This is a genomic window from Glutamicibacter sp. NPDC087673, assembly GCF_044743255.1.
Classification (GTDB): domain Bacteria; phylum Actinomycetota; class Actinomycetes; order Actinomycetales; family Micrococcaceae; genus Glutamicibacter.
Window position 1 is genome coordinate 94,611 of the sequence record NZ_JBIUWB010000002.1, and the last position, 25,035, is coordinate 119,645.

Sequence of the window (25,035 nt, forward strand, 5' to 3'; positions counted from 1 at the left end):
TAGGGATTCCATGGCCTCTTCAATGCTTTATTTCGGCGACTAGCCGATGCGGGTGTACGCCAGATCGAAGACCAGACGACCAGCCTTGAGCGCCTTGCCTTCGAAGCTGGTCAGGATCCGGCGCTCGAAACGCGGGGCCCAGCCACCCTGGGCATCTGTGAATTCTGGCTCGGGGTCGAAGCCTTCCATGCCCTCGCGGCGCACCTTGGTCAGGTTGCTCTCAGTGCCGGACAGATTGCCATGATGCTGGTTCTCGAAGTCCGGATGGGCTTCGAGGACTTCGCGCATTTGCTCGGCGTAGTTGGACCAGTCGGTGGCCAAGCGCAGGGTGCCTCCCGGCTTGAGCACGCGGGAGACCTTGTCCAGGAACGAGGCCTTGATCAGGCGACGCTTATGGTGGCGCGGCTTGTGCCATGGATCTGAGAAGAAGATCCAGATCTCATCGGCGCTGTTCTCGTCCAGCATGACATCCAGAACCTCTGGGGCATTGGCCTGCACTGCGCGGACGTTGGTGATGCCGAAAGACTCGACCTTCAGCATCAGCTGGGCCAGGCCCGGACGGTAGACCTCAACGGCGAGGTAGTTGCGCTCGGGATCATCCTTGGCGGCGTTGGCGATGCATTCGCCCAGGCCGGTGCCGATCTCCACGATCAGCGGTGCGGTGCGTCCGAAAGCCTCGGCAGGATCGAGCTGGAAGTCATCGGCAACCGAAGTGTCGGCGATCTTGCGGGGCGGCTCAATGACGTACTGATCGGCATTGCGCTCCCAGGCGCTGGCACGGCGGCCCTGCAGGCGGTTGCCGCGGCGCACGAAGGATACCGGCTCGGCACGGAAAAGGTCTGGGTTCCTAGGGGCAGTGCCGTGGGCTGGGCGCTGCTGCTCGCTCGATTCGCTCATGATGATTAATCCTATCCGAGCAAGCTGCTTCGATGCTTGCCGAACGGTAGGGGATTGGACACCCCTAGAAGAAAATCGGGGGGATCCCCGATGGAGTAAAACAGGCAAAAGACAGAGAATATAACCATGACTGATTTAGTGCGCGGTATTCTCAACATTATTTGGCTGCTTTTCGGCGGCCTGTGGCTGGCCTTGGGCTACGTGTTGGCAGGCATCATCTGCTGCGTGCTGATCGTGACCATTCCATTCGGCATCGCCTCGTTCCGCATTGCCGGCTATGCGCTGTGGCCGTTTGGCCGCACCGTGGTCGACAACGGCCCGGTAGGCGCGTTCTCCACCCTGGGCAACATCATCTGGATCATTTTTGCTGGTATCTGGATTGCCGTTGGGCACGTGGTAACCGCGATCCCGATGTTCATTTCGATTATCGGCATCCCGCTGGGGATCGCAAACTTGAAGATGATCCCGGTTTCCCTGATGCCTCTGGGCAAGGTCATTGTGCCTTCGGACTATTTCATCGGCGGTGTTCGCCGCTAGGCTGCGCCAAGACAGCGAATGGCTGCCAACCCTTGATGGGGTTGGCAGCCATTCGCTTTATGTACGAACCTGATCAGCTCTTGAGGTACTCATCGTGCTGGCGGTGCGCTTCGGCGACCTCGACACGGATCTTGTCCACGTCCTTGGCCTTGTCGCGGTACTTCTTTTCCATGGTTTTCACATACGCTTCTTCCTCCACCAAGGCGCGGTAGATGCGTTCGCGTTCGACCGCGTCCGAGGTGTAGCTCAGGTCGTTGTAGCTGTTGGCATGGCGGCGCAGGTTGCCGATGGCAGTCTGGGCCTTGCCTGCCTTGCTGAACAGCGAAGCGAGAATTGTCAGCACCAGGACGCCGATAATGACGCTCAGCGACAGGCCGGTGCTGATTTCAATGACCATCACGTGCTCACCATCATTGATGAATGGCAAGTTGTTCTCGTGCAGTGCATGCAGGATCAGCTTCACGCCGATGAATGCCAGGATTGCTGCCAACCCGTAGGACAGGTAGATCAAGCGGTCCAGCAATCCGTCGAGCAGGAAGTAGAGCTGGCGCAGTCCCATGAGCGAGAAGGCGGTAGCCGTGAACACGATGTAGACGTTCTGGGTGAGTCCGAAGATCGCAGGGATGGAATCCAGAGCGAAGAGAATATCGGTACCGCCGATGGCCACCATGACCAGCAGCATCGGAGTCAGGACCTTCTTGCCATCGATCTTGGTGAACAGCTTGTCGCCGTCATAGTTGTCGGTAGTGTGGAATAGCTTCTTGGCGATCCGGATGATGAAGTTGTTGGCCTCATCGGATTCGTCATCCTTCTTCAGCAGGTTGCCTGCGGTCAACAGCAGGATCAGGCCGAACAGGTAGAAGACCCAAGCGAACTGGTTGATCAGCGCCGCGCCGACAAAGATGAAGGCGGTACGTGCGATCAGCGAGAAGACGATGCCGAAGAGCAGGACTTTCTGCTGGTCTTCGCGGGGTACGCGGAAGCTGGCGATGATAATCAGGAAGACGAACAGGTTGTCGACCGACAGGGCCTTCTCGGTAATGTAGCCGGCAAAGTACTCGGCACCCATGTCGATTCCGCCGAAGACCAGCACCAGCACACCGAAAACGAGGGCCAAGCCAACATAGATGCTGGACCAGATCGCTGCTTCACGCAGCGATGGAACGTGGGCCTTGCGGATGTGGAAGAAATAGTCGAAGGCCAGAAGGGCGAGAATCACGACAATCGTGATGCCCCAAATCATAGGGGAAACTCCCATAGGGATTCCTGCTTTCGTAAGTAGCGCGCGAACGCATCTGAGTAAGTCTCTTCACCGACCCCGGGGCTGGCCGCAAAACCCGGCAGGACCATGAAGTCCTGCGTATTGACGGATTCAACGATTATGAATACTCCCTTACGTTCTACCAGCTTATCCTGATGCGATGCTTCTGGAAAAATCTTGGTCCGTGGATGTCATGATGATCTGTAATGTACTTTGTCTTTGTGCAGTTGGGTAGGCGTCAATAGCAATTCGAAGAATGCACTTTGCTTGGAGCAACGTGGGCTAGGGGCAGGAACTAGGCGCTGCTAGAGCGACTTGTGCATCTTGATGCTGGTGGTTTCATATCCAAGCGATTCATAGAGGCCGCGAGCGCTCTGGTTGAATCCGAACACATTCAGCCCCAGGGTACGTGCGCCGTGGGCACGGGCGTATTCTTCGGCCAAATTCATGGCCTGGCGTCCGAACCCCTTGCCGCGGTGCCCGGGATCGACAACTATGTCCCAAACCCACCATGAAGCCGGATCGCCTGAGGTGTCGTGGCCGATCCAGACATAGCCCACATCGCCGAAAATGCCATGCTCCAGGGTGAATACCGCATTGGTGCAACTTGGCAATCCGGTGGGAAAGGCCCGGGTCATGGCCCGGTCTGCATCTTCCTGCGCCTTGTGCTGGGAACTGCCAGCGGCAACAAGGTCCGATACGTACTCGGCGGTACTTCGTGCCATCCACGAATGGAATTCTTCAGCGGGAAGCGGGTGGAGTTCTAATGGCATGCCCGGAGTCTACCGGTTGAGGGCGGCACGCTATTTCCGCGCGGCCAGGATTTGTTCACGCAGGATATCTGCGTGTCCGCAATGCTGTGCCAGTTCACGCAGCATATGCAGCTGGATCCAGCGCAGCGGCAGCGGTCCACGCCGGTTGCCTGAGAAGACGTCATCTCCTGTTTTGCCTTCGACTGCTTGATGCGACAGTTCGATGGCTTGGGCATATTCGTGCCGAATCGAATCGATGGTGTCGGAAGCCTCCAAGTCGAATGATTTGCTGGGCGAAGAGGCAATGCCCAGCTCTGCACGGCTCCGGCCGGTGGCTGCTTCACCGAACCAGACCCGTTCCACGAAGATCGCATGTTTCACCAGCCCGAGCAGCGTGGTCTTGGATTCAACCAACTTCAATCTGGCTTCGGCTTCACTCAGTCCGCCGGTGCAGGAAAGCAGCATCTGCCGGTGCTGATCGATGAAAACTTGGACCATATCATCGTGGGTCAGTGAAAAAATGTCTTTGGAATCCGGGTTGGCCATGCCTTATCTTAAGTCGGCAAATCGTCAGTGACAAGGTATTTTGCCTCTGGGGCAAGTGAAATGGAAAATCTTTCGAAAATCTTGCTCTAGCTGGAATACGAAGAGTGCGAGTAGAGTTGAGTTAAGTACACTCAAGTTTATGGGTTCACCCAATTAGAGAAAGGATGCGCGTGGACACCAAACTCACCACTAAGAGCCAAGAAGCCCTCTCGGCTTCCGGGATGAACGCTTCAACCGCAGGCAATCCGCAGATTGAACCTGCGCACCTGCTGAAGGCCTTGCTGGACCAGCGCGACTCCGTCGCAGTCGCCCTCCTGAAGACCGCCGGATTGGATGTCGACGCGCTTTCGATCAAGGCAAGCGCTGTCATCAACGCATTGCCTTCCAGCTCCGGCAGTTCAGTGGCCCAAGCCCAGTACTCCCGACAGCTGCTGCAGGTTGTGAGCAACGCCCAAGCGGCTGCCGCAGAAATGGGGGACACCCATGTCTCCACCGAGCACCTGCTTATCGCCTTGGCATCAGACCAGACCAAGGCCGGCGACGCGTTGCGCGAATTCGGGGCCACCCGCGAACTGCTGGTGGGCACCTTGCCCACCATCCGCGGCGACCGCAAGGTCGATAATCCGGATCCGGAGGCCACCTTCCAGTCCCTGGAGAAGTTCGGCACCGACATGACCGCCCTGGCGCGCTCGGGCAAGCTGGATCCAGTCATCGGCCGCGACCGCGAGATCCGCCGCGTGGTCCAGGTGCTCTCCCGCCGAACCAAGAACAACCCCGTGCTGATCGGCGAGCCAGGCGTTGGCAAAACCGCTGTAGTTGAGGGGCTTGCCCAGCGCATGATCGCGGGCGACGTGCCGGAATCCCTGCGTGGCAAGACCCTGATCTCGCTGGATCTGGGCGCCATGGTCGCCGGCGCCAAGTACCGTGGCGAATTCGAAGAGCGGCTGAAGTCGGTATTGGAAGAGATCAAGGCTTCGGACGGCCAGATTGTCACCTTCATTGACGAGATCCACACCGTGGTCGGCGCCGGAGCCTCCGAAGGCGCCATGGACGCGGGGAACATGCTCAAGCCAATGCTCGCCCGCGGCGAGTTGCGCTTGATTGGTGCTACTACCTTGGACGAGTACCGCGAGAACATCGAGAAGGATCCCGCCCTGGAACGCCGCTTCGCACAGGTGTATGTCGGTGAGCCCAGCGTGGATGACACCATTGCCATCCTGCGTGGGTTGAAGGAGCGCTACGAGGCGCACCACAAGGTTTCCATTGCGGACTCCGCCTTGGTGGCAGCATCCACGCTGTCCAACAGGTACATCTCCGGCCGCCAGCTGCCAGACAAGGCCATCGACCTGGTTGATGAGGCCGCTAGCCGCCTGCGCATGGAGATCGACTCGGCTCCGGAGGAAATCGATGAGCTGCGCCGCGAGGTGGACCGGCTGACCATGGAGGAGCTGGCGCTGTCCGATGAAACGGATCCAGCTTCGGTGGAACGCCTGGATGCGCTGCGCAAGGACATGGCCGACAAGAAGGAACAGCTGGACGCGCTGAACTCCCAGTGGGAAGCCGAGAAGGCTGGCTTGAACCGCGTCGGTGACCTGAAGGTCAGGCTCGACGAATTACGCAGCAAGGCCGACAAGGCCCAGCGCGAGGGCGACCTGGAGCAGGCCTCTCGCCTGCTCTACGGGGAGATCCCAACGCTGCAGCAGGAACTGGATGCGGCGGCAGCTGCCGAAGCCGATAAGGCCGATACGCACACCATGGTTGCCGAGGAAGTCACCGCGGATGACATTGCAGAAGTCATCTCGGCGTGGACCGGTATTCCGGCCGGGCGCATGCTGCAGGGCGAAAGCCAGAAGTTGCTGGATATGGAAGAAATCATCGGGCAGCGCCTGATGGGGCAGAAGCAGGCTATTGCCGCTGTCTCTGACGCCGTTCGCCGTACCCGCGCCGGCATTGCCGACCCGAACCGGCCTACCGGATCCTTCCTGTTCCTGGGTCCTACCGGTGTCGGCAAGACCGAGCTGGCCAAGTCCCTGGCTGACTTCCTCTTCGATGATCCACGGGCGATGGTGCGGATCGACATGTCCGAATACTCGGAGAAGCATGCGGTTTCGCGCCTGGTCGGTGCCCCTCCGGGCTACGTAGGGTATGAAGAGGGCGGGCAGCTGACCGAAGCTGTGCGCCGCCGCCCGTACTCGGTGATTCTGCTGGACGAGGTGGAAAAGGCGCATCCGGAAGTATTCGATATCCTGCTGCAGGTGCTCGATGACGGGCGGCTGACCAATGGCCAGGGCCGCACCGTGGACTTCAGGAATACCATTCTGATCCTCACCTCGAATCTGGGTTCCCAGTTCCTGGTGGACCAGAGCATGGAAGACGAGGCCAAGAAGTCAGCGGTGATGAGCGTGGTCAATGCATCGTTCAAGCCGGAGTTCTTGAACCGTCTCGATGAGGTCATCCTCTTCGACCCATTGAGCATCGAAGAGCTGGGCAGCATCGTCAAGCTGCAGATCGACCTGCTCGCACAGCGCTTGGCCGACCGCCGCTTGAACCTGGAGGTGGATCAGGCCGCCAGCGATTGGCTGGCCCTGACCGGTTACGATCCTGCCTACGGCGCTCGTCCGCTGCGCCGCCTGGTGCAGCGCGAGATCGGAGACCGGCTGGCCAAGGAGATCCTGGCTGGAACGGTGCAGGACGGGGATACTGTAGGGGTCACCCTGGACGAAGTTGGCGACAAGCTCAAAGTTGCCAAGAAGGCCTAGGAGCCTGGCAATGGCGAGGGCGTGAACGGATGGAATCCCGTTCATGCCCTCGCCATTTTTCCTGAACGCAGACTTAGCTGTCGGTGGTCTCCTGTGCCTTGGACGGCTCCTCTTCGGAGTTCTCCGATTCTCCATCCGTAGCGCCCTCTGGCAGCAACGAGTTGCGGACGTCGCCCTCGGACAGGCTCAGGAAGCACGAAACGGTGCGGTCGCCCTGGCCCCAGGTGCTCTCCGAGGGACGCGAGAAGTGATAGGTCCAGGTGGAGTCCAGCCCTGCACGAGGATCCAGTGACACCGATTTGCACAGGTCTTCGGATTGGGTGAGCAGCACGTTGGCTCCCGGGTACTCCTCGCCAGTGACCTGGAAGATGCCGATCAGTTGGGCATTGTGGGAGGAATCACAGGTTACGACCGTCTGCGGATCCAGTGGTGAATTGAATCCGCGCAGGCAGTCGCCTTGCTCCAACTGGGTTGGAGGCATCTCGGTGGCAACAATGCCGTCGAGGCCTGGATTCTCGTTGCGCTCCACGTTGTTCGCAGTTGGCGAAGCAGGGGGATCCACTAGTCTCAACACCACGAAAACCACTGCCGCGGCCAGTGCGAGAACGGCGACAATCATCAAGGCCCATTGGGCACTTTGACGCTTGGGCTTCTCCGGTTCTGGCTGCAATGGCGGCAAAGCCGCCTGCGGCTCGGGCAGATTGTTTTCCACCACCTGTTGAGCTCCTTCGTGGTTGGGTCGGGCGATCGCTCGCCGGCTCAATACATAGTCGTTGGACTAATCGACAGTCTAGCGGTTTCGGAGGGTGTTGCATTCAGCGCTCGCCGGTGAATCGTGTTAACCTTTAATTACGAAAGAACTGATCACATATTCGGGGGCCTTCATCTTTTCAAGGTGGACCACCTCCCGACTCTACTGAAAAGAGGGGGTCACGCCATGGGGCGCGGCCGTCAAAAGGCTAAAGCACAGCGTCAGGCGCGAGATATCAAGTACTACTCGCCGTCCACTGACCTTTCGGCACTTGAACGCGAGTTGGGCGTTCAGTCCGATCATCATGCTCAGAACACTGAGCGTAATGATTCATCGTATGACGAAGAATATTCGGAATACGACGAGCTGACTAAGAAGTACTCGGGAGATGACGAAGACGAGTAGCCTCGTCTTCTGATGCCGGGAGTCCTTGGCTCAGAGTGCCACACCTTAAGCATTGAGTGGTACAGCTCTTCAGTACATTTTGCGACAAGCCGCAGCGACTAAGCTAAATTAGCTTTTAGTCGTTGCGGCCTTTGTCGTGCCCAGTAATTGTTAGGTGGAACGTGAGCACTCCAGAAGAGCTATCCATCCAGATGGCGCATCATTCGGCCATCCGGTCGATGCAGCGCATTGTCGAGCAGCAGGCACCTGAATCCCCGGAAGCTGAAGCGCGTGCCGGGGTGCGCCAAATGCTTTCCGCTGGCGGGGTCCTGGTGGTCACCGGAGCCGGTGTTTCTACCGATTCCGGAATCCCCGACTACCGGGGACCCAACGGTTCATTGCAGCGCCACCGGCCGATGACCTATCAAGAATTCCGATTCCGTCCTGAAGCCCGGCAGCGCTATTGGGCCCGTGGCTACGTCGGCTGGCGCCATATGGACAAAGCCGAGCCTAACCACATTCACCAGCGCTTGGTGCAGTGGGAAGAGCACGGGAAAATCAGTGGAATCATTACGCAGAACGTTGACGGGCTGCACCAGCAGGCCGGATCCAAACGGGTCATTCCGGTCCATGGCGACTTGTCGATCGTCCGCTGCCTGGACTGCGGGTACAGCGAGAACCGCAATGACTTTGATCTGCGCCTGCAGGCGGCCAACGAAGGCTATTTGGAAGCCGTGGAAATCGACCCCAGCGCGGTGAACCCCGATGGGGATGTGGAGCTGCCCCAGTATCTGGTTGACCGGTTCAACATGGTGGCCTGCTTGAGCTGCGGCTCGCTGGCCCTGAAGCCTGATGTGGTGTATTTCGGCGAGAACGTTCCGGTTGAACGCAAGGAACGCATTGCGGCACTGGAAGCGGAATCCACATCGCTCTTGGTGCTGGGCTCCTCCCTTGCAGTGATGAGCGGGTACAAGATCCTGTTGAACTTCGTCAAGCGGGATTTGCCGGTGGCGCTGATTACCAACGGCCACGTCCGCGGTGAACAAAAAGCAACCTGGCGCTGGCGTGTGCCTTTGGAGCACGCCCTGAAGCAACTGGACTAGCAGGCCGGTATTTCGTCCCGCAAGGGACACCAATGAAGCGTGCCAAATGCTGCTCTGGGCACTCAGCCCGGCAGGAAGCTCGTACTGGTGCAGCACCACCGGCAGCATTGCCTGGCGCCTGGAAGCCGGGCAAGAGGGCTCCGGTCAACTCTGCATCCCCATTCGCATGGCGATGGCGTTAAAGAACCGATGCGCCGCACTGGGATCAGTGCGGCGCATCGGCAAGGAAGCGGATCCTGCGAGTACTACTTGGCGTAGTTGCCGGTCAGCAGCACTGCGCCGCCGTCAACGCCCTTGGCTCCCTGGACGTAGTCCAGTCCGGCATCGGCTGCCGCTGGATCGATATTCTCGACGCCGCCCATGACCCAAGCTCCCATGCCAGCCTTGTTCAGCAGCTCTACGGCACGATCAGCTACAGCTGGATCAACAACAGCAACCATGCCCACACCCAGGTTCAGGGTGCGCTCAAGGTCAGGCTGCGGCACGTTGCCCAGCTGGGCGATGGTGGAGAAGACTGCTGGCAGGGACCAGGTCGAGCGGTCCACACGGGCCATCAGGCCCTGGGGCAGCACGCGAGCCAGGTTGGCAGCCAGGCCGCCACCGGTGACGTGGCTGAAGCCGTGCACGCCGAAGTTCTCGCCGTCGTTCAGCTCGCCCACCAGATCCAGGCAAGCGGTGGTGTAGATGCGGGTCGGAACCAGCAGTTCCTCGCCCAGGGTCTTGCCGAACTCTGCAACTTCGCGTTCCAGCTCCCACTTGGCGTGGGCGATGACGCGGCGCACCAGCGAGTAGCCGTTGGAGTGGATGCCCGAGGACGCCATGCCGATGACGACGTCGCCGGCCCGCACGCGCTCCGGGCCCAGCAGCTGGTCAGCTTCGATGACACCGGTAGCAGCACCGGCAACATCGTATTCGTCCTCGGCCAGCAGGCCCGGGTGCTCCGCAGTTTCGCCGCCAACCAGCGCGGTGCCGGCCAGCTTGCAGCCTTCCGCGATGCCGCGCACGATATCCGCGATGCGCTCCGGGACGACCTTGCCGGTGGCGATGTAGTCGGTCATGAACAGCGGCTTGGCGCCCACCACGACAATATCGTCGACCACCATGCCGACCAGGTCCTGGCCGATGGTGTCGTGGATGTCCAGCTTCTGGGCGATGGCAACCTTGGTGCCCACCCCGTCGGTGGAGGTAGCCAGGTACGGCTTCTTGTAACCGGTCAGGAACGATACATCGAAGAGCCCGGCGAAGCCGCCGACCCCTCCGACAACGCCCGCGGTGTGGGTTGCCTTGATCGCGCCCTTCATCAACTCAACGGCACGGTCACCGGCCTCAACGTCAACGCCGGCACCGGCATAGGTGATGGAAGTTGGCTGCTGATCATTGCCGCTCATGGCAGTCGGTTCCTTTTCTGTTCTGGGCGCCGCATTTCCGGCGCCCTTTGCAACGAGATGGTTGGGATCGTGGAGGGGATTAGCTGTTGGTTTCGAACTCGGCATCAGGACCTGGCTCGCAGCCGCCCTGGTTGCTGCGCTCCAGCAGGTTCTTGCCGCGGCGCTCCTCGTTCGGCAAGGCGATCGGGTACTCGCCGGTGAAGCACGCGGTGCACAGGCGCTCGCGCGGCTGGCGGGTCGCTTCGATCATGCCGTCTTCGGAAATGTAGGCCAAGGAGTCCGCGCCGATGGAGGTCGCGATCTCAGCCACGGCAGCGCCGTTGGCGATCAGCTCGGCACGCGAGGCGAAGTCGATGCCGTAGAAGCAAGGCCACTTGACCGGAGGCGAGGAGATCTTCACATGCACCTCGGCGGCACCGGCCTCGCGCAGCATGCGCACCACCGCGCGCTGGGTGTTGCCGCGGACGATCGAATCATCCACCACCACGACGCGCTTGCCGCGCAGCACGGTTTCCAGCGCATTGAGCTTGAGCTTGATGCCCAGCTGGCGCAGGGTCTGCGATGGCTGGATGAAGGTACGGCCCACGTAGGCGTTCTTCACGAAGCCGTGGGTGAATGGAATGCCCGATTCCTCGGCGTAGCCGATGGCGGCCGGGGTGCCGGACTCCGGAACCGGGATCACGATGTCCGCGTCCGCGCTGTTCTCGCGGGCCAGCTGGCGGCCCATTTCCACGCGGGATTCGTAGACCGAGCGGCCGGCAATGGCAGCATCGGGACGAGCCAGGTAGACGTACTCGAAGACACAGCCCTTGGGGGTGGCTTCGGCGAAGCGGGTGGAACGCACGCCGTTCTCGTCGATGGCGATCATTTCGCCGGGTTCGATTTCGCGGATGAACGAGGCGCCAACGGTAGCCAGTGCAGGCTGCTCCGAAGCAACAACCCAGCCTCGGTCCAGCCGGCCCAGGACCAGGGGGCGAACACCATGCGGGTCGCGGGCTGCGTAGAGGGTGTCCTCGTTCATGAAGACGAAGCAGAAGGCGCCTTCGATCTTCGGCAGCAGCTCCAGCGCGGTTTCTTCCAGCGACTGGCCTTCGGAACCGGCCAGCAAGGCGGTGACCAAGGCGGTGTCGGTGGTGTTGCCCTGGGCGAGTTCGCCGCGGACCTTGCCGCCTTCGGCCTGCTGCTTGGCGGAGACCATATCGGCCAGATCAGCGGAGTTGGTCAGATTGCCGTTGTGGGCCAGGGCGACGGTACCGGCCTGGGTCGGGCCCAAGGTCGGCTGCGCATTGGCCCAGTGGCTGGCACCGGTGGTCGAGTAGCGGCAGTGGCCGATAGCCAGCTGGCCGGCCATGGAGTTCAGCGTATTCTCGTCGAACACCTGGGAGACCAGGCCCATGTCCTTGTAGACGTTGATACGCGCACCGTCGCTCGTGGCAATACCAGCGGATTCCTGTCCGCGGTGCTGCAGGGCATACAGGCCGTAATAGGTGAGTTTTGCGACCTCTTCGCCAGGAGCCCAAACGCCAAAAACGCCGCATTCATCCTGCGGCCCCTTTTCGTTTGGAAGCAGGTCGTGATTTAAGAATCCATCGCCACGCGCCATGTTGGTTATTCTCTCATGTTCCAGTTGGTCGACACCGACCAAAAATGTGGTGGGTGGCGGCCAGGTGCGCGGCCGCCTGCTCTTCTAATTCAGGAGAAAAGCTGCCTAGCCTTGTAGTCCGCTGGAGTCAGTGTCCTCGGCCAGAGGAACTGCCAGATGCTTGGTGGTTTTGCGTGAGGTCACGCGATCAACAATCACATACGCCAATGCGCCGATGCCTACGCCCAGGCCTGCACCGAATATGGCGAAGAATCCGGACGCCGAGGTGCGGGTGTAATCCTGCGATGGTTCGCCAAGCAGGCCAATGATGAGACCGGCTAGCGCGCCAAGGACCGCGAAAGTCAAAATGAACGGCCAGAACTTGGGCGACGAGTGAATATGCACTTCAACACTCTGATCGGCAGAAGACGGGGTAGCGGGGTGTTGCTCCATACCCTTAAGGGTACTCAATAAGTGGTAGGTGCGCTGACAAGTCTGCCCTAAGTCCCGAAGCATGCAATTGCCCAGTCTGCAAGGCCTCGGCCCAGCCGATACGCCCAGTAGCAAGGGAAAGCCAGAGCTCAGCAGGCATTTCGACTACATTCGGAGGTGTTCCGCGGGTGTGCCGGGGACCCGCTATGCACTGAGTCACACCGAAGGGCGGAACGCGTACCTCGACCGAGTTGCCCTCGGCGCGGGAGGCCAGCTCCTCCAGCGAAAAGCGCACCGCGGTGGCGAGCACCGGGCGGGCTATTTTTCCTTGTCCCTGCGTGGTTCCGGACCATTCGCGCAGGGCCGCTCGGCCAGCGGTTTCATCAACGCGCCGTTTGATTGCCATGGGTCGATTCCACTTTCTCTCAATGACGGAGAAACGTCATATTTGCGTGCGCTGGGCATCTACTGTGGATCTGGAAAACCGAGAAATCCAGCCATGCCAACTCTAGTTCAGCCAACGCAGCGCCGGTTGGATGCCGGCATGATGCTGTGCCGAAGACTTCCAGGGGGCGCTTTGGGCTTGCTGGCGCCGAATTCGCCCCTCGGCCCGGTGCCAGGCGGGCGGCCAGATGGACGGGGCCTGCGGCTAATGCCTGCGCGTCATAGACGCGGTTGACCCGCTGGATCTCCGGTAAACTCGACCGGGTGAAGGTACTGGTTATTGGCCCAGGCGGCCGTGAGCATGCAATTGTCCGTGCACTGAGTGCAGACCCCTACGTCAACGAAGTTCATTGCGCCCCCGGCAACGCCGGTATCGCACAGGACGTCACTACCCACGCGATCGATGCGCAGGATCCTGCCGCAGTCGTCGCGCTCGCCCGGGAACTGGGCAGCGATCTGGTGGTCGTCGGCCCCGAAGCGCCGCTGGCTTCCGGTGTTTCCGATGCGCTGATCGCAGCGCAGATCCCGGTCTTCGGCCCGACCCAGGCTGCCGCGCAGCTCGAAGCGTCCAAGGCTTTTGCCAAGAACGTCATGGCTGCCGCTGAGGTTCCCACCGCCATGGCCCATGTGGCCACCAACCGCGAGGAAGCCGCCAGCGCGCTGGATGACTTCGGTGCGCCGTACGTGGTCAAGGACGATGGCCTGGCCGCCGGCAAGGGCGTCGTGGTCACCGGCGATCGCGACGAAGCGCTGGAGCACGCAGAAGCCTGTTTTGCCGCCGGCGGAACCGTAGTGATCGAAGAATTCCTCGATGGCCCAGAAGTTTCCCTGTTTGTCATCTGCGATGGCAAGCATGCTGTTCCGCTGGCCCCGGCACAGGACTTCAAGCGCATCTTCGAAAACGACGAAGGCCCGAACACCGGTGGCATGGGTGCCTACTCGCCGCTGGAATGGCTGCCGGAGAGCTTCGTCGACGAGGTCATGGACCGCGTCGCCTACCCGACCCTGCGCGAAATGGAAAAGCGCGGCACCCCATTCACCGGCGTGCTGTACTGCGGCTTGGCGATCACCAAGCGCGGCATCCGCGTCATCGAGTTCAATGCCCGCTTCGGCGACCCGGAAACCCAGGCTGTCCTTGCCCGGCTGAAGACTCCGCTGGGCGGTGTGCTGCTGGCTGCCGCCAAGGGCCGGCTCGATGATGCCGAGCAGCTGACCTGGTCCGCGCAGACCGCAGTTGATGTGGTCATCGCCGCCGAGAACTACCCGGACACCCCGGTCAAGGGAGCGGTGATCTCCGGGCTGGAGGCAGCCAACGGAATTGACGGCGTGCACGTGATGCATGCCGGAACTTCCGCGGATGCTGAAGGGAACATCATTGTTTCCGGTGGCCGCGTACTGGCCGTGGTGGGCCTGGGCGATGGCCTCGCCGCGGCCCGCGCCGCAGCGTACGCCGGGGTTGCCGAGATCAGCTGGGACGGTGCCCAGTCGCGCACCGACATTGCGTTGAAGGCCGAACGCGGCGAAATCGCCATCGCCAACGAAAGCAAGTAGAGGACTACAGAACTCATGGCAGGATTCCAGACTGAAGTGCTCGACCTAGAAGGTTGGGACCATTACTACTCGGGCAAGGTACGCGACCTGTACGTGCCTGCGGGCGCCAGCTTCGAAGGCACCGACCGTGTCCTCGTGGTGGCCTCCGACCGCATCAGCGCCTACGACTTCGTGCTGGCCAGCGAAATCCCGGACAAGGGCAAGGTGCTGACCCAGCTCAGCCTCTGGTGGTTCGAGCAGCTGGGCGACTTCGCCAACCATGTCATCTCCACCGATGTTCCAGCCGAGGTGGCCGGACGCGCGATGGTGTGCAAGAAGCTGGAGATGTACCCGATCGAGTGCATCGCCCGCGGATACCTGACCGGATCGGGCCTGGCCGAGTACAAGGCCTCGCAGACCGTGTGCGAGCTGCCACTGCCGGCAGGACTGGTGGATGGCTCGCGCCTGGAACCGGCGCTGTTCACCCCATCGGCCAAGGCCGAGGTGGGGGAGCACGACGAGAACATCTCCTTCGAGCAGACCGTGGAACGCGTTGGCGCCGAAGTTTCCGAGGCGCTGCGGGAGAAGACCGTGGCCCTGTACGAGCAGGCCGAGCAGATCGCCCGCGCGCGCGGCATCATCCTGGCCGATACCAAGGTGGAGTTCGGAGCTGATCCGGCCACCGGCGAGATCACCCTGGGCGATGAGGTGCTGACCCCGGATTCCTCGCGTTTCTGGGATGCCGAATCCTACAAGCCGGGCCAGGCGCAGGCCAGCTTCGACAAGCAGTTCGTCCGCGACTGGCTGACCTCCGCCGAATCGGGTTGGGACAAGAACTCGGGCGAAGAACCGCCTCAGCTGCCAGCCGGAATCATCGAGAAGACCCGTGCCCGCTACATCGAGGCCTACGAACGGCTCACCGGCCAGGTCTTCAGCGCCTAGGCGCAGGCGAAGAACAACCACGCACGGCAAAGCCCTCCGCTGATCGAAGTGATCTGCGGAGGGCTTTGCGCTGTCCTGGACGGGATCAGACCAGCGAGTCCTTCCACGCCTTGTGCAGGGCCGCGAAGCGCCCCTCATCGGCAATCAGCTGCGCTGGGGTGCCGTCCTCGGTGATCTTGCCATCGTGGACCACCAGCACGCGGTCCGCGATCTGCACGGTGGACAGGCGGTGCGCGATGATCAGCGCGGTGCGGTTGCCCAGCAGGGTTTGCAGTCCGCGCTGCACTGCCCGTTCCGAAGGGATATCCAGGGAGCTGGTGGCCTCATCAAGGATCAGCACCGCAGGATCGGCAAGGAAGGCGCGGGCAAAGGAAATCAGCTGGCGCTGGCCGGCCGAGACCCGTCCGCCTCGCTTGTTCACGTCGGTGCCGTAGCCCTCAGGCAGATCCAAGATGAACTCGTGGGCGCCGACCGCACGGGCGGCGTACTCGATATCCTCCGGCGAGGCGCCCGGCCGGCCCAGCGCGATGTTCTCGGCCACCGATCCGGAGAAGAGGAACGCCTCCTGGGTGACCATCACCACGTGCTGGCGCAGTTCCTTGTTCGACAGCTCGTTGATCGGCACCGAATCCAGTTCCAAGGTGCCCGAACGCAGGTCGTAGAAGCGGGCAATGAGCTTGGCCAGCGTGGACTTGCCGGCACCGGTCTGGCCTACCACGGCCACCGTTTGGCCCGCCGGGATCCGCAGGTCGAATTCCTCCATGATCACCGGGCCCTCGCCGTAGCCGAAGACCGCATCCTTGAAGACCAGCTCGCCGGCCACCTTGCGGATGGTGCGAGGGGCCGCAGGCTCGCGCACCGTCGGTTCTTCCTCCAGCAGCCCCGAAACCTTCTCCAGGGCGGCGGTGGCCGACTGCAGCGAGGAATAGAACATGGCGATCTGCTCGACTGGCTGGAACAGGCGCTTGGAGGCCAGCAGGATGGCCACCATCGCACCGACCTGCATGGTGCCGTCGATGATGCGGAATCCGCCGTAGGCGAGCAATGCCGCCACCGTCAGGTTGCCGATCAGGACCAGTCCCGGCTGCAGGACGCCGAAGAGGTTGAAGGAACGCACCGAGTTCACCCGGTACTGCTCCGCGAGATCCGAGTAGTTCGCGTCGTTGGCTTCCTCGCGGCGGAAGGCCTTGACCGCGCGGATGCCGGTCATGGTTTCCACGAAGGTGGAGATGACCTTGGCCGAGACCACGCGGGATTCGCGGTAGAGCAGCTCGGAGCGGCGCTGGTACCAGAAGAAGAGGATCGCTACCGGAAGGACGGCCACGCAGACCACCAGGCCGCTGCGCCAGTCGAGGAAGAAAATCGAGACCAGGGTGAAGACCACGAACACGCAGGAGGAGGCCAGTTCCGAGACGCCTTGATCGAGCAGCTCGCGCAGCGTTTCCAGATCGGAGGTCTGCCGGGAAATGATCCGCCCGGAGGTGTAGTTCTCGTGGAATTCGAGGCTCAGCCGCTGGGTATGGCGGAAGACCTGCTGGCGCAGATCCAGGAGCATCGCCTGGGAGATCTTCGCCGCGCTGGTGATGTACCAGGAGAGCAGCACGCCGCTGAGCACGGCGCACACGATGTATCCGGCCCCGGTCATCCCCAGGGCACCCCAGTTGCCTTCGCGCACCTGCGGCAGGGTCCAGTCGATCGAGAAGGCGATCAGCACCGGAAGCAGCACGCGGGCCGCGTTGGAGAACAGCACCAGCACCACGGTGAGGACGAAAAGCTTCTTCTGCGGCACGGCCAGCGAGGCCAGCAGCCGGAAGGAACGTTGCCGCACGACCTTGCGTTCGGCGGCAGAGAGCTTGATGGCGTCTTCATTGGCGACGCCCAGTGGCTTGCTCATCGGGAGACCTCCACGGTGGCTGGCTGGTCTTCGTCATCCAGGCTGGCGATGACGAATCGGTAATGCTCATTGGTGCTCAACAGGTGGGCGTGGCTTCCCACCGCGTCGATGCGGCCATCGCGCAGCAGCGCCACGCGGTCGGCGAGCATCACGGTCGAGGGCCGGTGGGCCACGATCAGCGTGGTGGTTCCGGCCAGGACTTCGCGCAGCCTCTCGGTGACCAGTTCCTCGGTGCGCACATCCAGGGCGGACAGCGGATCGTCGAGGACCAGCACGCTCGGGCGCGCTGCGATGGCGCGGGCCAAGGCGATGCGCTGGCGCTGCCCGCCCGATAGCGACAGGCCTTCCTCGCCGATCAAGGTGTCTACCCCTTCGGGCAACGCGTAGGCAAACTGCGCCTGGGCGACGTCCAGGGCTTCGGCGAGCAGGGCTTCGCGCTGCTGCTCATCCAGGTTTTCCGGGGCGCCGAGCAGCACGTTGCCGCGGATGGAGGTGGAGAATAAGGTGGTGTCCTCGAAAGCCACGGCGATCTCGGTTCGCAGTTCCTGGAGGTCCCAGTCCTTGACGTCCTGTCCGTGGATGAGCACCTCGCCGGAGGTCGCTTCATGCAGGCGCGGAACCAGGTTCAGCAAGGTGGACTTGCCCGAACCGGTGATGCCGACAAGGGCCATGGTTTCCCCGGGACGGATCTCCAGATTGATGTCGGCCAGGATCGGCCGGTGGGTACCGGCGGTATCCGGGTAGGCGAAGCGCACATGCTCCAGCTTCACGCTGCCATCGCGTTCTGCAGGGACCCGGGGCTGCGCGGGGGAATCGATGTCATTGATTGAATCCATGACCTCGAAGTGGCGGTCCAGCGCAGTTTTGGTGCTCAGTGTCATGCCCAGCAGCATTCCCATGCCCTCGACGGGGCCGGCGATGACCGCGGCGATGGCGAAGTAGGCCACCAGCGAGCCGACGCTCAGCGTGCCGTTGGCGACCTGGGCAATGCCGATCAGCAGGCCGATGCCCAGAATGGTTTCAGGCACCGCAACGACGGTGAGCAGGAAGCTGGCCAGCGTCTTGGCCTTGGTTATTTCGGTTTCCTGCAGGGACTTTGCCTGGGCGCTGAAGCCCGCGTAGACATGCGGCCCGCGGCCGAAGGCCTTGATGACGCGGATGCCGTGCACTGATTCTTCCACCGCGGTGGCCAGGTCCCCAGCCTGGTCCTGGCTGCGGCGGCTGGCGGCCCGGTAGTCGTTGCGGAAACGGTAGGCCTTGATGGCAATCGGGATAGATCCCAGCAGGTAGAGCAGTCCCAGGATCCATGAATGGGTGAACATCAGCACCAGCCCGGTGATGACGGTGACGGTTTCAACAACCAGCATCATCGCGCCGAACGCGAGCCAGCGGCGCAACAAGGAGAGATCCGACATGGAGCGGGAGAGAAGCTGCCCCGAGCCCCAGCGTTCGTGGAACGCCACGGGCAGGCGCTGCAGGTGCTTGTAGAAGCGGATGCGCATCTGCGCTTCAAGGCCTGCTGCGGGATTCAGCACGAATTGGCGGCGCAGGAAGATCAGCAGGGCTTCGACAAGGCCCAATGCGGCAACGATGCCAACAGAGAGCCACACCTCCGAGGCTGCCCCATCACGATGCAGGACGACATTGACCAGCCAGGCGAGCACCTGGGGGATGGCCAGCGCGACAATTCCGGCGCCGAGCGCGCAGAGGAAACCGCAAAAGAGCCGGGGGAAGATCGGCTTGACGAATGGAGCAAGCCGTTTCAGTGTTGCGGAGAGCGGGACCGGATCTTTCGAACCGGCCTGTTGAGCTTGAGCCACGGTACCCCGCATTCATCCAGAAGTTTGACAGAGTTACAGACTACCGGCAGTAGTTGGGATAATTCAATCAATAGGCAACTATTGGAAAGAAGTGCTTCACATTGGAGGCAAATAATCCCCGGTCGAGCACCAAGAAGGTGCTTGACCGGGGATTACCCGAAGAAATTTCGTGGCTTAGTCGCGGGCAGCCAGGGTAACCATGATGGCTTCCGGCGGGCAGGCGAAGCGAATCGGAGCGAAGCGCGAGGTGCCCACGCCAGCGGAAACATTCAACGGAACGGTGTTGCCGTTGTATTCCCAATCGCTCAGGCCGCGGGCGCGCCACGTAGGCAGATCGCAGTTGGAGACCAATGCGCCATAGCCCGGGATGCACACCTGGCCGCCGTGGGTGTGGCCAGCGAAAATGACATCAGCCTTCGCCTCGGTGAATTGGTCAAGAACCCGCTGGTAGGGCGCGTGGGTGAGCGCAATGCGCACGTGGGGCGCCTGGCTGCTTGAGGAGGAACCACGCGGCCAGCCAGCGAAGAGGTCCCGGTCGATGTGCGGATCATCCACGCCGGTAAGATCCAGGCGCAGGCCATTGAGCACCGTGGAATGCGCACGGTTGGACATGTTGATCCAGCCGGCTCCGCCGAAGGCCCGGTGCATTTCTTCGAACGGCAACTGGTCCCGCGGGGCAGGGTTGGGAGTTCCGGTGGAAGGAGCCAAATACCTGAACGGGTTCTTCAGCTTCGGAGCGTAGTAGCAATTGGACCCGGGAACGAAGGCGCCAGGGAAAGCCATCAGCGGTTCCAGCGCCTTGATCAAAGCCGGCACGGCCTTGCGGTGGCTGAGGTTATCCCCGGTGTTGATGACAAAGTCGGGCTTCAGATCAGCCAGACCGCGCAGCCACTGGGTTTTGGCTTCCTGCCCTGGAACCATGTGGATGTCCGAAAGGTGCAGGACCTTGATGTCGCCGTATCCGCGGGGCAGGACCTTAAGCGATTCGTGGCGCAGCCCGAACTTTTGGGCCTCCAGCATGCCATAGCCCACCAGAGCTCCGCCGATGGCCAGAGCGCCGGTGGCGGCAAGGGCCGCAGTACCGCTGGCATGACGTAATGCCGAAGCGAAATTATTCTGTTCAACCATGACTTCTGTGCCATCGTCCTTTCAAGCCCGGAGGCAACTTCTGGTGGAGTTCTCCTATGCCAATCTAAACCGAAAGGCCGCGTCCAACCAAAGTTGAACGCGGCCTTTCGAATATTCAGCTAGTCATCGGACTTCTTGCCGTTGCCGTTTCCATTGCCGTTTCCGTTGCCCTTGTTATCGGAGTCGGGCTTCGGCGAGGATTCTTCCTTAGGCTTGGAATCTTCCTTCGACTCTTCCTTGTCATTGTCCTTCTCATCCGAGTCGGACTTGGAATCGTCTTCTTCCTTCGGCTTTGGCGGAGGCGGCTGGCGACGGGCCGAACCGAAGTTGTTCCGCTCGTATTCGTGCACGGCCTCCTCCATGAAGTCCACCCACAGCGGGGCGGCGAAGGTCGAGGAATCGACCATCCAAGGGGCCTTCTTGTCGTTGACCATCGCGCCGTGCATCTGGTTCTTCTCTTCGCCGGCCTTGCCCTTGAGTCGGCCGACCCAGGTGGCGGTGGAAATTCCGGTGGTGTAGCCGACGAACCAGGTCGAGGACGCGTAGTTGTTGGTACCGGTCTTGCCAGCGATTGGGCCGTCGACGCGGCCCTTGGAGACGCGGTTGGTGGCGATCTTCTTCAGGGTGCCGTTCAGATCGGCAACGTAGGTCGGGTCGATTTCCTGGGAGCAGGATTCCTTCTTGACCTTGTACTCGTTGCCGTCCTTGTCGGTCACGCTGTTGATGGCGCGTGGTTCGCAGTACTCGCCCTTGTTGGCGAATGCAGCGAATGCGGCGGCCTGGGACAGCGGGGTGATTTCTGCCGAGCCGATGATGAACGAAGGGTTCGAAGGCGAGATCGGGGCAGGGCCGCCCTTGGCGCCCTGATCCAGTACGCCAAGCTTCTTGGTGTAATCGGCGATGGTGCACAGGTCGGTCTTGTAGGCCTCCTGCACGGTCGCGGTATTGATCGACCAGTACAGGCCGGTATCCACGGTCATCGAGCGGTAGAAGCCAGGCGATGCATTCTTCGGTTCCCAATTAGAACCAACAGTTGTCGTTCCTCCGGGAAGGCAAGATGCCCGCCACTTGGAGCCGGGTACGAAAACCTGCTTCTTGGCATTGATCTTGTCGTACATGCGGTTGCCTTCGGACAGCCAGCCCAAGGTGGTGTACGGCTTCATGGTAGAACCACCCTGGAACCCGCCAGCGCCACCCAGGGAACGCTCGACAGCGAAGTTGTAATAGGTGTTCTCGCCCGAGTTCTTGACTTCCGGACCGTAGGTGGTGTTCTGCGCCATGGTCAGGATCTTGCCGGTGCCCGGCTCGACCGAAACGATCGAGGAGTAAATGTCGGTGTTGGACTTGGCCTTTGGATCGATAGCCTTCGCTGCGTCCTTGGCGGCCTTCTTGTTCAGCTTGCTGTTCAGGGTGGTCTTGACGGTCAAGCCGCCACGGTACAGCAGGCCTTCGCGATCTTCCTTGGTCTTGCCATAGGTGTCATCGGAAAGGATCAGATTGGTGACGTAGTCGCAGAAGTAGGCATTTTCCTTGGCCGCGGTGCAACCGGAAGGGGACGTGCGCGGATCCAGTTCCAGGTCCGACTTCACCGCCTTGTCGTATTCCTTCTTGGTGATTGCGCCGGTGCGGTACATGTTGCCCAGCACCTTATTGCGGCGGTCGATGGATCGCTCAGGGTTGTTGATCGGGTTGTAGACGTTTGGCAGCTGGACCATGCCGGCAAGCATGGCCGACTGCTGCACGTTCAAGTCCTTGGCATCGGTTGAGTAGAAGTGCTGAGCGGCAGCCTGCACGCCGTACTCGCGACCCGAGAAGAGCACCAGGTTCAGGTAGCCCTCCAGGATCTGGTCCTTGGACATTTCCTTCTCGATGGCCACCGCGTACTTCAGCTCGCGGATCTTATCCGAGTAGCCCTTCTGGCCGGAAACAGTGGATTCGTCCGAACCGGTGAGCACCTGGTTATTCACTAGCAGGTTGTTCACGTACTGCTGGGTCAGGGTGGAAGCACCAGAGCGGCTCGAAGAGGTGAGGTTGCCAACTACTGCACGGGCGATGCCCTTGGGGTCGATGCCCTTGTGCTCGTAGAAACGCTCATCTTCCACCGAGATGATCGCCTTGCGCATGTTTGGCGAGATGTCATCTAGCTTCACAGGCTGGCGATTTTGCTGGTAGAAGTTCGCAATGGCCTTGCCATCAGCGTCAAGGATCGTGGAAGGCTCCGGGATGGGGAGCTTTTCAAACGAGCTCGGGAGCGCGCTGACGATGTTGTTACCGGTGGTCAAACCGGTTTTTGCGATAGCTGCAATGGGCACGAGCATGCCTGCTGCGAGCACACCACACAGGGCGCTGATTCCGAAGAATGCAACGACTTTTCCCAGGGTGGTAGCGGTATCAAAAAAAGGGGACTTCTTGGCTGCCATACCCACTAGTTTACAAGGACGCGCTAACGTATCGAGTATGACTAAATGGGAATACGCCACTTTGCCGCTCTTGATTCACGCTACGAAGCAGATTTTGGACCAGTGGGGTGACGATGGCTGGGAGCTGGTAACCGTGGTTCCAGGCCCCAACGGCTCATCTCCAGTGGCCTACATGAAGCGTCCGAAAGCGTAACTAGCAACAACATTTACTGAAGGAGAAATCCCATGCAAGAAGCTACTTCCCCGCGTGTCGAGGCTCGTCTGGCCGAGCTCGGTCATGCCTTGCCAGCTGTGGCAAAGCCGGTAGCCGCCTACCTGCCAGCCGTTACCACCGGCAACTATGTCTACACCTCTGGCCAGCTTCCGCTGATTATGGGTGAACTCACAGCCGTTGGAAAGGTTGGTGCCGAGGTTTCGGCCGAGGAGGCGAAGGCCCAGGCGCAGACCGCTGCGCTTAACGCGCTAGCCGCCATCAAGGCCGAAATTGGTGATCTAGATCGCATTAAGCGCATCGTGAAGGTTGTCGGTTTCGTGTCGTCGGCACCGGACTTCACCGGACAGCCAGGCGTCATCAACGGGGCATCGGAGTTCTTCGGCGAGGTACTCGGCGATGCAGGCTTGCACGCACGCTCGGCCGTCGGCGTTGCCGTTCTGCCGCTGGATGCACCTGTCGAGGTCGAGGTCATCGCCGAATTTGAGTAATTCAAGCCAGATTCCTGCTGCGCGGTCCCGACGGGCATTCCCGGCGGGGCCGCGCAGCGGTATGGTGCGCCGGCTCTTTGATTTGCCACCGCATCAAATTGCCACCGCCGAAAACTGGTTCTCTTTCGGTTCGCGCACGCCGCGCACCCCGCGGCGCGCGTCCTCCATCTGCCTTGTGAGGGATTCTTCCCACGGCGTGGAGACCTATCTGACTTATCGCCCCGGGGGCTCCCCACTGGGCAACGTGGCCTTTCCAGGCGGCAGCCACGAGGCGAGCGACCGTGCCACCTACCAATGGTTCGGTCCGAGCCTGTCCCAATGGTCCAAGCGCATGGACATGCTGGACCAGCAGTTGGCGCAGGCATACATCGTTTGCGCCATTCGCGAGCTTTTCGAAGAGACCGGAATCCTGCTGGCCGGCACCGATGAGCAATCCGTGGTCGAAATGACCGATGCAGAAGACTGGATGACCGCCCGCGAAGCAATCGCCGGACAGGACCTGGCCTTCGACGAATTCCTGCGCCGCCGCGGACTGGGCTTGCGCACAGACCTTTTGCGTCCGGTATCCCACTGGCTCAACCCGAACTTTGCCCTGCGCCGCTTCGACACCTGGTACTTCACTGCCACCGTGCCCAACCGCCAGGAGGCTGCCTTGCTGCGCGGCAAAGGCAAATGGGGGCGCTGGTGTGCCGCCGGGGAAATATTGGCCAAACGCAGCACCAGCGAGCTGGGGGACAGCGTTGGCCAACCCAACACAGTGAACCTCGCGCTCTCGGAGATTAGCTACCCGGCGGTGGAAATGATCCTGGAAGCCATGGCGGAGGCCAATGGAGTGGTCGCCTACCTTTCGCGGGCCCGTTCGTTGAATCTCAAGCATCCGGACCTGCTGGTGCGCGATGGCATTTACTATCTGGAAGTCCTTGGCTCCATGAGCGCTGAATCCTCCCGCCCATGGCAGACTACTGCCGGGCACTGAGAGCAGAACTTAAACAAAGCAGGCCGGGAATCCTTGAAGGATTCCCGGCCTGTTTGCATCACTGCGGTTTAGCGCGAGCGCTGGCGCAGACGCTGGATATCCAGGATCACGACGGCGCGTGCTTCCAGGCGCAGCCAGCCGCGCTGCACGAACTCGGCCAGAGCCTTGTTCACGGTTTCGCGGGAAGCACCAACGAGCTGAGCCAGCTCTTCCTGAGTCAGTTCGTGGGCAACCAGGATGCCGTCGGTAGCTGGGCGACCGAAGCGGTCAGCCAGATCCAACAGAGCCTTGGCAACACGGCCAGGAACGTCAGAGAAGACCAGATCGGCCAGGGACTCATTGGTACGACGCAGACGTGCAGCCAGAGCCTGCAGCAGCTGGATCGAGACCTCAGGGGAGTTCAAGATAGCCTTGCGCATGTTCTCGTGGCTCAGGCCCGCCAAGCGGGTCTCGGACACGGCGGTTGCAGTTGCGTTGCGTGGGTGTGGATCGAACAATGCCATCTCGCCAAACAGTTCGCCTGGGCCAAGAACAGCAATCAGGTTCTCGCGACCATCCGAAGAGGTGCGACCCAGCTTGATCTTGCCCGAAACGATGAAGTACAGACGGTCACCCTGATCGCCTTCACGGAACACCGATGCGCCGCGGGAGAGATCAACCTCGGTCAATTCTTCGGTTAGCGCGGCGAATACTTCATCACCAAGCGACGCAAACAGTGGCGCGCGACGCAGTACCTCGATATCCATTAAATCTCCTGTCAACAGTAGTAGGCGCTTACTTCATTGTG

At 61.2% G+C, this 25,035-nt stretch carries 23 protein-coding genes; 9 read left to right on the top strand and 14 right to left on the bottom strand.

Annotated elements, in window-relative coordinates; all coding sequences use genetic code 11:
* Positions 1 to 39: 39 nt before the first annotated feature.
* Positions 40 to 897, bottom strand: coding sequence for a tRNA (guanosine(46)-N7)-methyltransferase TrmB (gene trmB / locus ACIOTL_RS04745; RefSeq protein WP_133833561.1), 858 nt, complete (start codon positions 895 to 897; stop codon positions 40 to 42).
* 126 nt (positions 898 to 1,023) lie between these two features.
* Between trmB and ACIOTL_RS04750 the strand changes: the two genes are divergently transcribed.
* The gene (locus ACIOTL_RS04750; protein ID WP_105656996.1) at positions 1,024 to 1,434 is read left to right on the top strand and encodes a YccF domain-containing protein; all 411 of its coding nucleotides are present in this window, start codon (positions 1,024 to 1,026) and stop codon (positions 1,432 to 1,434) included.
* Positions 1,435 to 1,507: 73 nt separating this feature from the next.
* Here ACIOTL_RS04750 and ACIOTL_RS04755 read toward each other — a convergent pair whose 3' ends face one another.
* The 3 genes from ACIOTL_RS04755 to ACIOTL_RS04765 form a co-directional block, all read right to left on the bottom strand.
* Entirely contained in the window at positions 1,508 to 2,692 is a 1,185-nt protein-coding gene (locus ACIOTL_RS04755; protein ID WP_105656995.1) for a TerC family protein, read from the bottom strand.
* 308 nt (positions 2,693 to 3,000) lie between these two features.
* Positions 3,001 to 3,468, bottom strand: a complete 468-nt coding sequence (locus ACIOTL_RS04760; RefSeq protein WP_133833562.1) for an N-acetyltransferase — start codon at positions 3,466 to 3,468, stop codon at positions 3,001 to 3,003.
* Positions 3,469 to 3,498: 30 nt separating this feature from the next.
* The gene (locus ACIOTL_RS04765) at positions 3,499 to 3,993 is read right to left on the bottom strand and encodes a DinB family protein (protein WP_133833563.1); all 495 of its coding nucleotides are present in this window, start codon (positions 3,991 to 3,993) and stop codon (positions 3,499 to 3,501) included.
* Positions 3,994 to 4,163: 170 nt separating this feature from the next.
* Here ACIOTL_RS04765 and clpB point away from each other — a divergent pair, with 170 nt between their 5' ends.
* Positions 4,164 to 6,752, top strand: a complete 2,589-nt coding sequence (clpB, locus tag ACIOTL_RS04770; RefSeq protein WP_400341979.1) for an ATP-dependent chaperone ClpB — start codon at positions 4,164 to 4,166, stop codon at positions 6,750 to 6,752.
* A 73-nt stretch (positions 6,753 to 6,825) separates the two neighbouring features.
* On the opposite strand, the gene ACIOTL_RS04775 is transcribed toward clpB, so the two are convergent.
* Positions 6,826 to 7,467 (bottom strand): septum formation family protein, encoded by a 642-nt coding sequence (locus ACIOTL_RS04775; RefSeq protein ID WP_105656992.1) that lies wholly within the window; start codon positions 7,465 to 7,467, stop codon positions 6,826 to 6,828.
* A 222-nt stretch (positions 7,468 to 7,689) separates the two neighbouring features.
* Between ACIOTL_RS04775 and ACIOTL_RS04780 the strand changes: the two genes are divergently transcribed.
* Both ACIOTL_RS04780 and ACIOTL_RS04785 read left to right on the top strand, forming a co-directional pair.
* Complete coding sequence (locus ACIOTL_RS04780) at positions 7,690 to 7,908, top strand: DUF3073 domain-containing protein (RefSeq protein ID WP_105657086.1); 219 nt, start codon at positions 7,690 to 7,692, stop codon at positions 7,906 to 7,908.
* A gap of 191 nt (positions 7,909 to 8,099) precedes the next feature.
* Complete coding sequence (locus tag ACIOTL_RS04785) at positions 8,100 to 8,990, top strand: Sir2 family NAD-dependent protein deacetylase (protein ID WP_105657085.1); 891 nt, start codon at positions 8,100 to 8,102, stop codon at positions 8,988 to 8,990.
* Positions 8,991 to 9,235: 245 nt separating this feature from the next.
* Here the strand turns inward: ACIOTL_RS04785 and purM are convergent, their stop codons facing one another.
* The 4 genes from purM to ACIOTL_RS04805 form a co-directional block, all read right to left on the bottom strand.
* Positions 9,236 to 10,378: a phosphoribosylformylglycinamidine cyclo-ligase gene (gene purM / locus ACIOTL_RS04790; protein ID WP_332485915.1), complete on the bottom strand. Its 1,143-nt coding sequence runs from the start codon at positions 10,376 to 10,378 to the stop codon at positions 9,236 to 9,238.
* 79 nt (positions 10,379 to 10,457) lie between these two features.
* Entirely contained in the window at positions 10,458 to 11,981 is a 1,524-nt protein-coding gene (gene purF / locus ACIOTL_RS04795) for an amidophosphoribosyltransferase (RefSeq protein WP_105656990.1), read from the bottom strand.
* Between the two features lie 105 nt (positions 11,982 to 12,086).
* Positions 12,087 to 12,413 (bottom strand): hypothetical protein, encoded by a 327-nt coding sequence (locus tag ACIOTL_RS04800; protein WP_105656989.1) that lies wholly within the window; start codon positions 12,411 to 12,413, stop codon positions 12,087 to 12,089.
* Between the two features lie 4 nt (positions 12,414 to 12,417).
* A complete protein-coding gene (locus ACIOTL_RS04805) occupies positions 12,418 to 12,798 on the bottom strand; it encodes a sterol carrier family protein (protein WP_105656988.1) in 381 nt (126 codons plus the stop codon).
* Positions 12,799 to 13,100: 302 nt separating this feature from the next.
* Here ACIOTL_RS04805 and purD point away from each other — a divergent pair, with 302 nt between their 5' ends.
* Both purD and ACIOTL_RS04815 read left to right on the top strand, forming a co-directional pair.
* Positions 13,101 to 14,387, top strand: coding sequence for a phosphoribosylamine--glycine ligase (purD, locus tag ACIOTL_RS04810; protein ID WP_133833567.1), 1,287 nt, complete (start codon positions 13,101 to 13,103; stop codon positions 14,385 to 14,387).
* 15 nt (positions 14,388 to 14,402) lie between these two features.
* Positions 14,403 to 15,308: a phosphoribosylaminoimidazolesuccinocarboxamide synthase gene (locus tag ACIOTL_RS04815; RefSeq protein ID WP_332498200.1), complete on the top strand. Its 906-nt coding sequence runs from the start codon at positions 14,403 to 14,405 to the stop codon at positions 15,306 to 15,308.
* Between the two features lie 85 nt (positions 15,309 to 15,393).
* On the opposite strand, the gene ACIOTL_RS04820 is transcribed toward ACIOTL_RS04815, so the two are convergent.
* The 4 genes from ACIOTL_RS04820 to ACIOTL_RS04835 form a co-directional block, all read right to left on the bottom strand.
* On the bottom strand, positions 15,394 to 17,202 hold the full coding sequence (locus tag ACIOTL_RS04820) for an ABC transporter ATP-binding protein (protein ID WP_400341982.1): 1,809 nt from the start codon (positions 17,200 to 17,202) through the stop codon (positions 15,394 to 15,396).
* The gene (locus ACIOTL_RS04825) at positions 17,199 to 19,022 is read right to left on the bottom strand and encodes an ABC transporter ATP-binding protein (protein WP_133833570.1); all 1,824 of its coding nucleotides are present in this window, start codon (positions 19,020 to 19,022) and stop codon (positions 17,199 to 17,201) included. The genes ACIOTL_RS04820 and ACIOTL_RS04825 overlap by 4 nt, the downstream gene beginning before the upstream one ends.
* A 174-nt stretch (positions 19,023 to 19,196) precedes the next feature.
* Positions 19,197 to 20,150, bottom strand: a complete 954-nt coding sequence (locus ACIOTL_RS04830) for a metallophosphoesterase (protein WP_105656984.1) — start codon at positions 20,148 to 20,150, stop codon at positions 19,197 to 19,199.
* 119 nt (positions 20,151 to 20,269) lie between these two features.
* Positions 20,270 to 22,570, bottom strand: a complete 2,301-nt coding sequence (locus ACIOTL_RS04835) for a transglycosylase domain-containing protein (protein ID WP_105656983.1) — start codon at positions 22,568 to 22,570, stop codon at positions 20,270 to 20,272.
* A 37-nt stretch (positions 22,571 to 22,607) separates the two neighbouring features.
* Here ACIOTL_RS04835 and ACIOTL_RS04840 point away from each other — a divergent pair, with 37 nt between their 5' ends.
* The 3 genes from ACIOTL_RS04840 to ACIOTL_RS04850 all read left to right on the top strand — a co-directional run bounded on the left by ACIOTL_RS04840 (position 22,608) and on the right by ACIOTL_RS04850 (position 24,248).
* On the top strand, positions 22,608 to 22,763 hold the full coding sequence (locus ACIOTL_RS04840) for a hypothetical protein (protein ID WP_013349841.1): 156 nt from the start codon (positions 22,608 to 22,610) through the stop codon (positions 22,761 to 22,763).
* A gap of 32 nt (positions 22,764 to 22,795) precedes the next feature.
* Complete coding sequence (locus ACIOTL_RS04845) at positions 22,796 to 23,272, top strand: RidA family protein (RefSeq protein WP_400341985.1); 477 nt, start codon at positions 22,796 to 22,798, stop codon at positions 23,270 to 23,272.
* A gap of 61 nt (positions 23,273 to 23,333) precedes the next feature.
* A complete protein-coding gene (locus ACIOTL_RS04850; protein WP_105656981.1) occupies positions 23,334 to 24,248 on the top strand; it encodes an NUDIX hydrolase in 915 nt (304 codons plus the stop codon).
* Between the two features lie 68 nt (positions 24,249 to 24,316).
* Here the strand turns inward: ACIOTL_RS04850 and ACIOTL_RS04855 are convergent, their stop codons facing one another.
* Complete coding sequence (locus ACIOTL_RS04855; protein WP_022874282.1) at positions 24,317 to 24,994, bottom strand: Crp/Fnr family transcriptional regulator; 678 nt, start codon at positions 24,992 to 24,994, stop codon at positions 24,317 to 24,319.
* Positions 24,995 to 25,035 lie beyond the last annotated feature (41 nt).

Bases quoted from the DNA above. Each gene is read 5' to 3' on its own strand.
- ACIOTL_RS04760 (WP_133833562.1), bottom strand. From the start codon at position 3,468: ATGCCATTAGAACTCCACCCGCTTCCCGCTGAAGAATTCCATTCGTGG.
- ACIOTL_RS04785 (WP_105657085.1), top strand. From the start codon at position 8,100: ATGGCGCATCATTCGGCCATCCGGTCGATGCAGCGCATTGTCGAGCAG.
- ACIOTL_RS04755 (WP_105656995.1), bottom strand. From the start codon at position 2,692: ATGGGAGTTTCCCCTATGATTTGGGGCATCACGATTGTCGTGATTCTC.
- ACIOTL_RS04765 (WP_133833563.1), bottom strand. From the start codon at position 3,993: ATGGCCAACCCGGATTCCAAAGACATTTTTTCACTGACCCACGATGAT.
- ACIOTL_RS04815 (WP_332498200.1), top strand. From the start codon at position 14,403: ATGGCAGGATTCCAGACTGAAGTGCTCGACCTAGAAGGTTGGGACCAT.
- ACIOTL_RS04840 (WP_013349841.1), top strand. From the start codon at position 22,608: ATGACTAAATGGGAATACGCCACTTTGCCGCTCTTGATTCACGCTACG.
- ACIOTL_RS04845 (WP_400341985.1), top strand. From the start codon at position 22,796: ATGCAAGAAGCTACTTCCCCGCGTGTCGAGGCTCGTCTGGCCGAGCTC.
- ACIOTL_RS04835 (WP_105656983.1), bottom strand. From the start codon at position 22,570: ATGGCAGCCAAGAAGTCCCCTTTTTTTGATACCGCTACCACCCTGGGA.
- ACIOTL_RS04820 (WP_400341982.1), bottom strand. From the start codon at position 17,202: ATGAGCAAGCCACTGGGCGTCGCCAATGAAGACGCCATCAAGCTCTCT.
- purM (WP_332485915.1), bottom strand. From the start codon at position 10,378: ATGAGCGGCAATGATCAGCAGCCAACTTCCATCACCTATGCCGGTGCC.
- purF (WP_105656990.1), bottom strand. From the start codon at position 11,981: ATGGCGCGTGGCGATGGATTCTTAAATCACGACCTGCTTCCAAACGAA.
- ACIOTL_RS04780 (WP_105657086.1), top strand. From the start codon at position 7,690: ATGGGGCGCGGCCGTCAAAAGGCTAAAGCACAGCGTCAGGCGCGAGAT.
- trmB (WP_133833561.1), bottom strand. From the start codon at position 897: ATGAGCGAATCGAGCGAGCAGCAGCGCCCAGCCCACGGCACTGCCCCT.
- ACIOTL_RS04855 (WP_022874282.1), bottom strand. From the start codon at position 24,994: ATGGATATCGAGGTACTGCGTCGCGCGCCACTGTTTGCGTCGCTTGGT.
- ACIOTL_RS04750 (WP_105656996.1), top strand. From the start codon at position 1,024: ATGACTGATTTAGTGCGCGGTATTCTCAACATTATTTGGCTGCTTTTC.
- ACIOTL_RS04830 (WP_105656984.1), bottom strand. From the start codon at position 20,150: ATGGTTGAACAGAATAATTTCGCTTCGGCATTACGTCATGCCAGCGGT.
- ACIOTL_RS04800 (WP_105656989.1), bottom strand. From the start codon at position 12,413: ATGGAGCAACACCCCGCTACCCCGTCTTCTGCCGATCAGAGTGTTGAA.
- ACIOTL_RS04850 (WP_105656981.1), top strand. From the start codon at position 23,334: ATGGTGCGCCGGCTCTTTGATTTGCCACCGCATCAAATTGCCACCGCC.
- ACIOTL_RS04805 (WP_105656988.1), bottom strand. From the start codon at position 12,798: ATGGCAATCAAACGGCGCGTTGATGAAACCGCTGGCCGAGCGGCCCTG.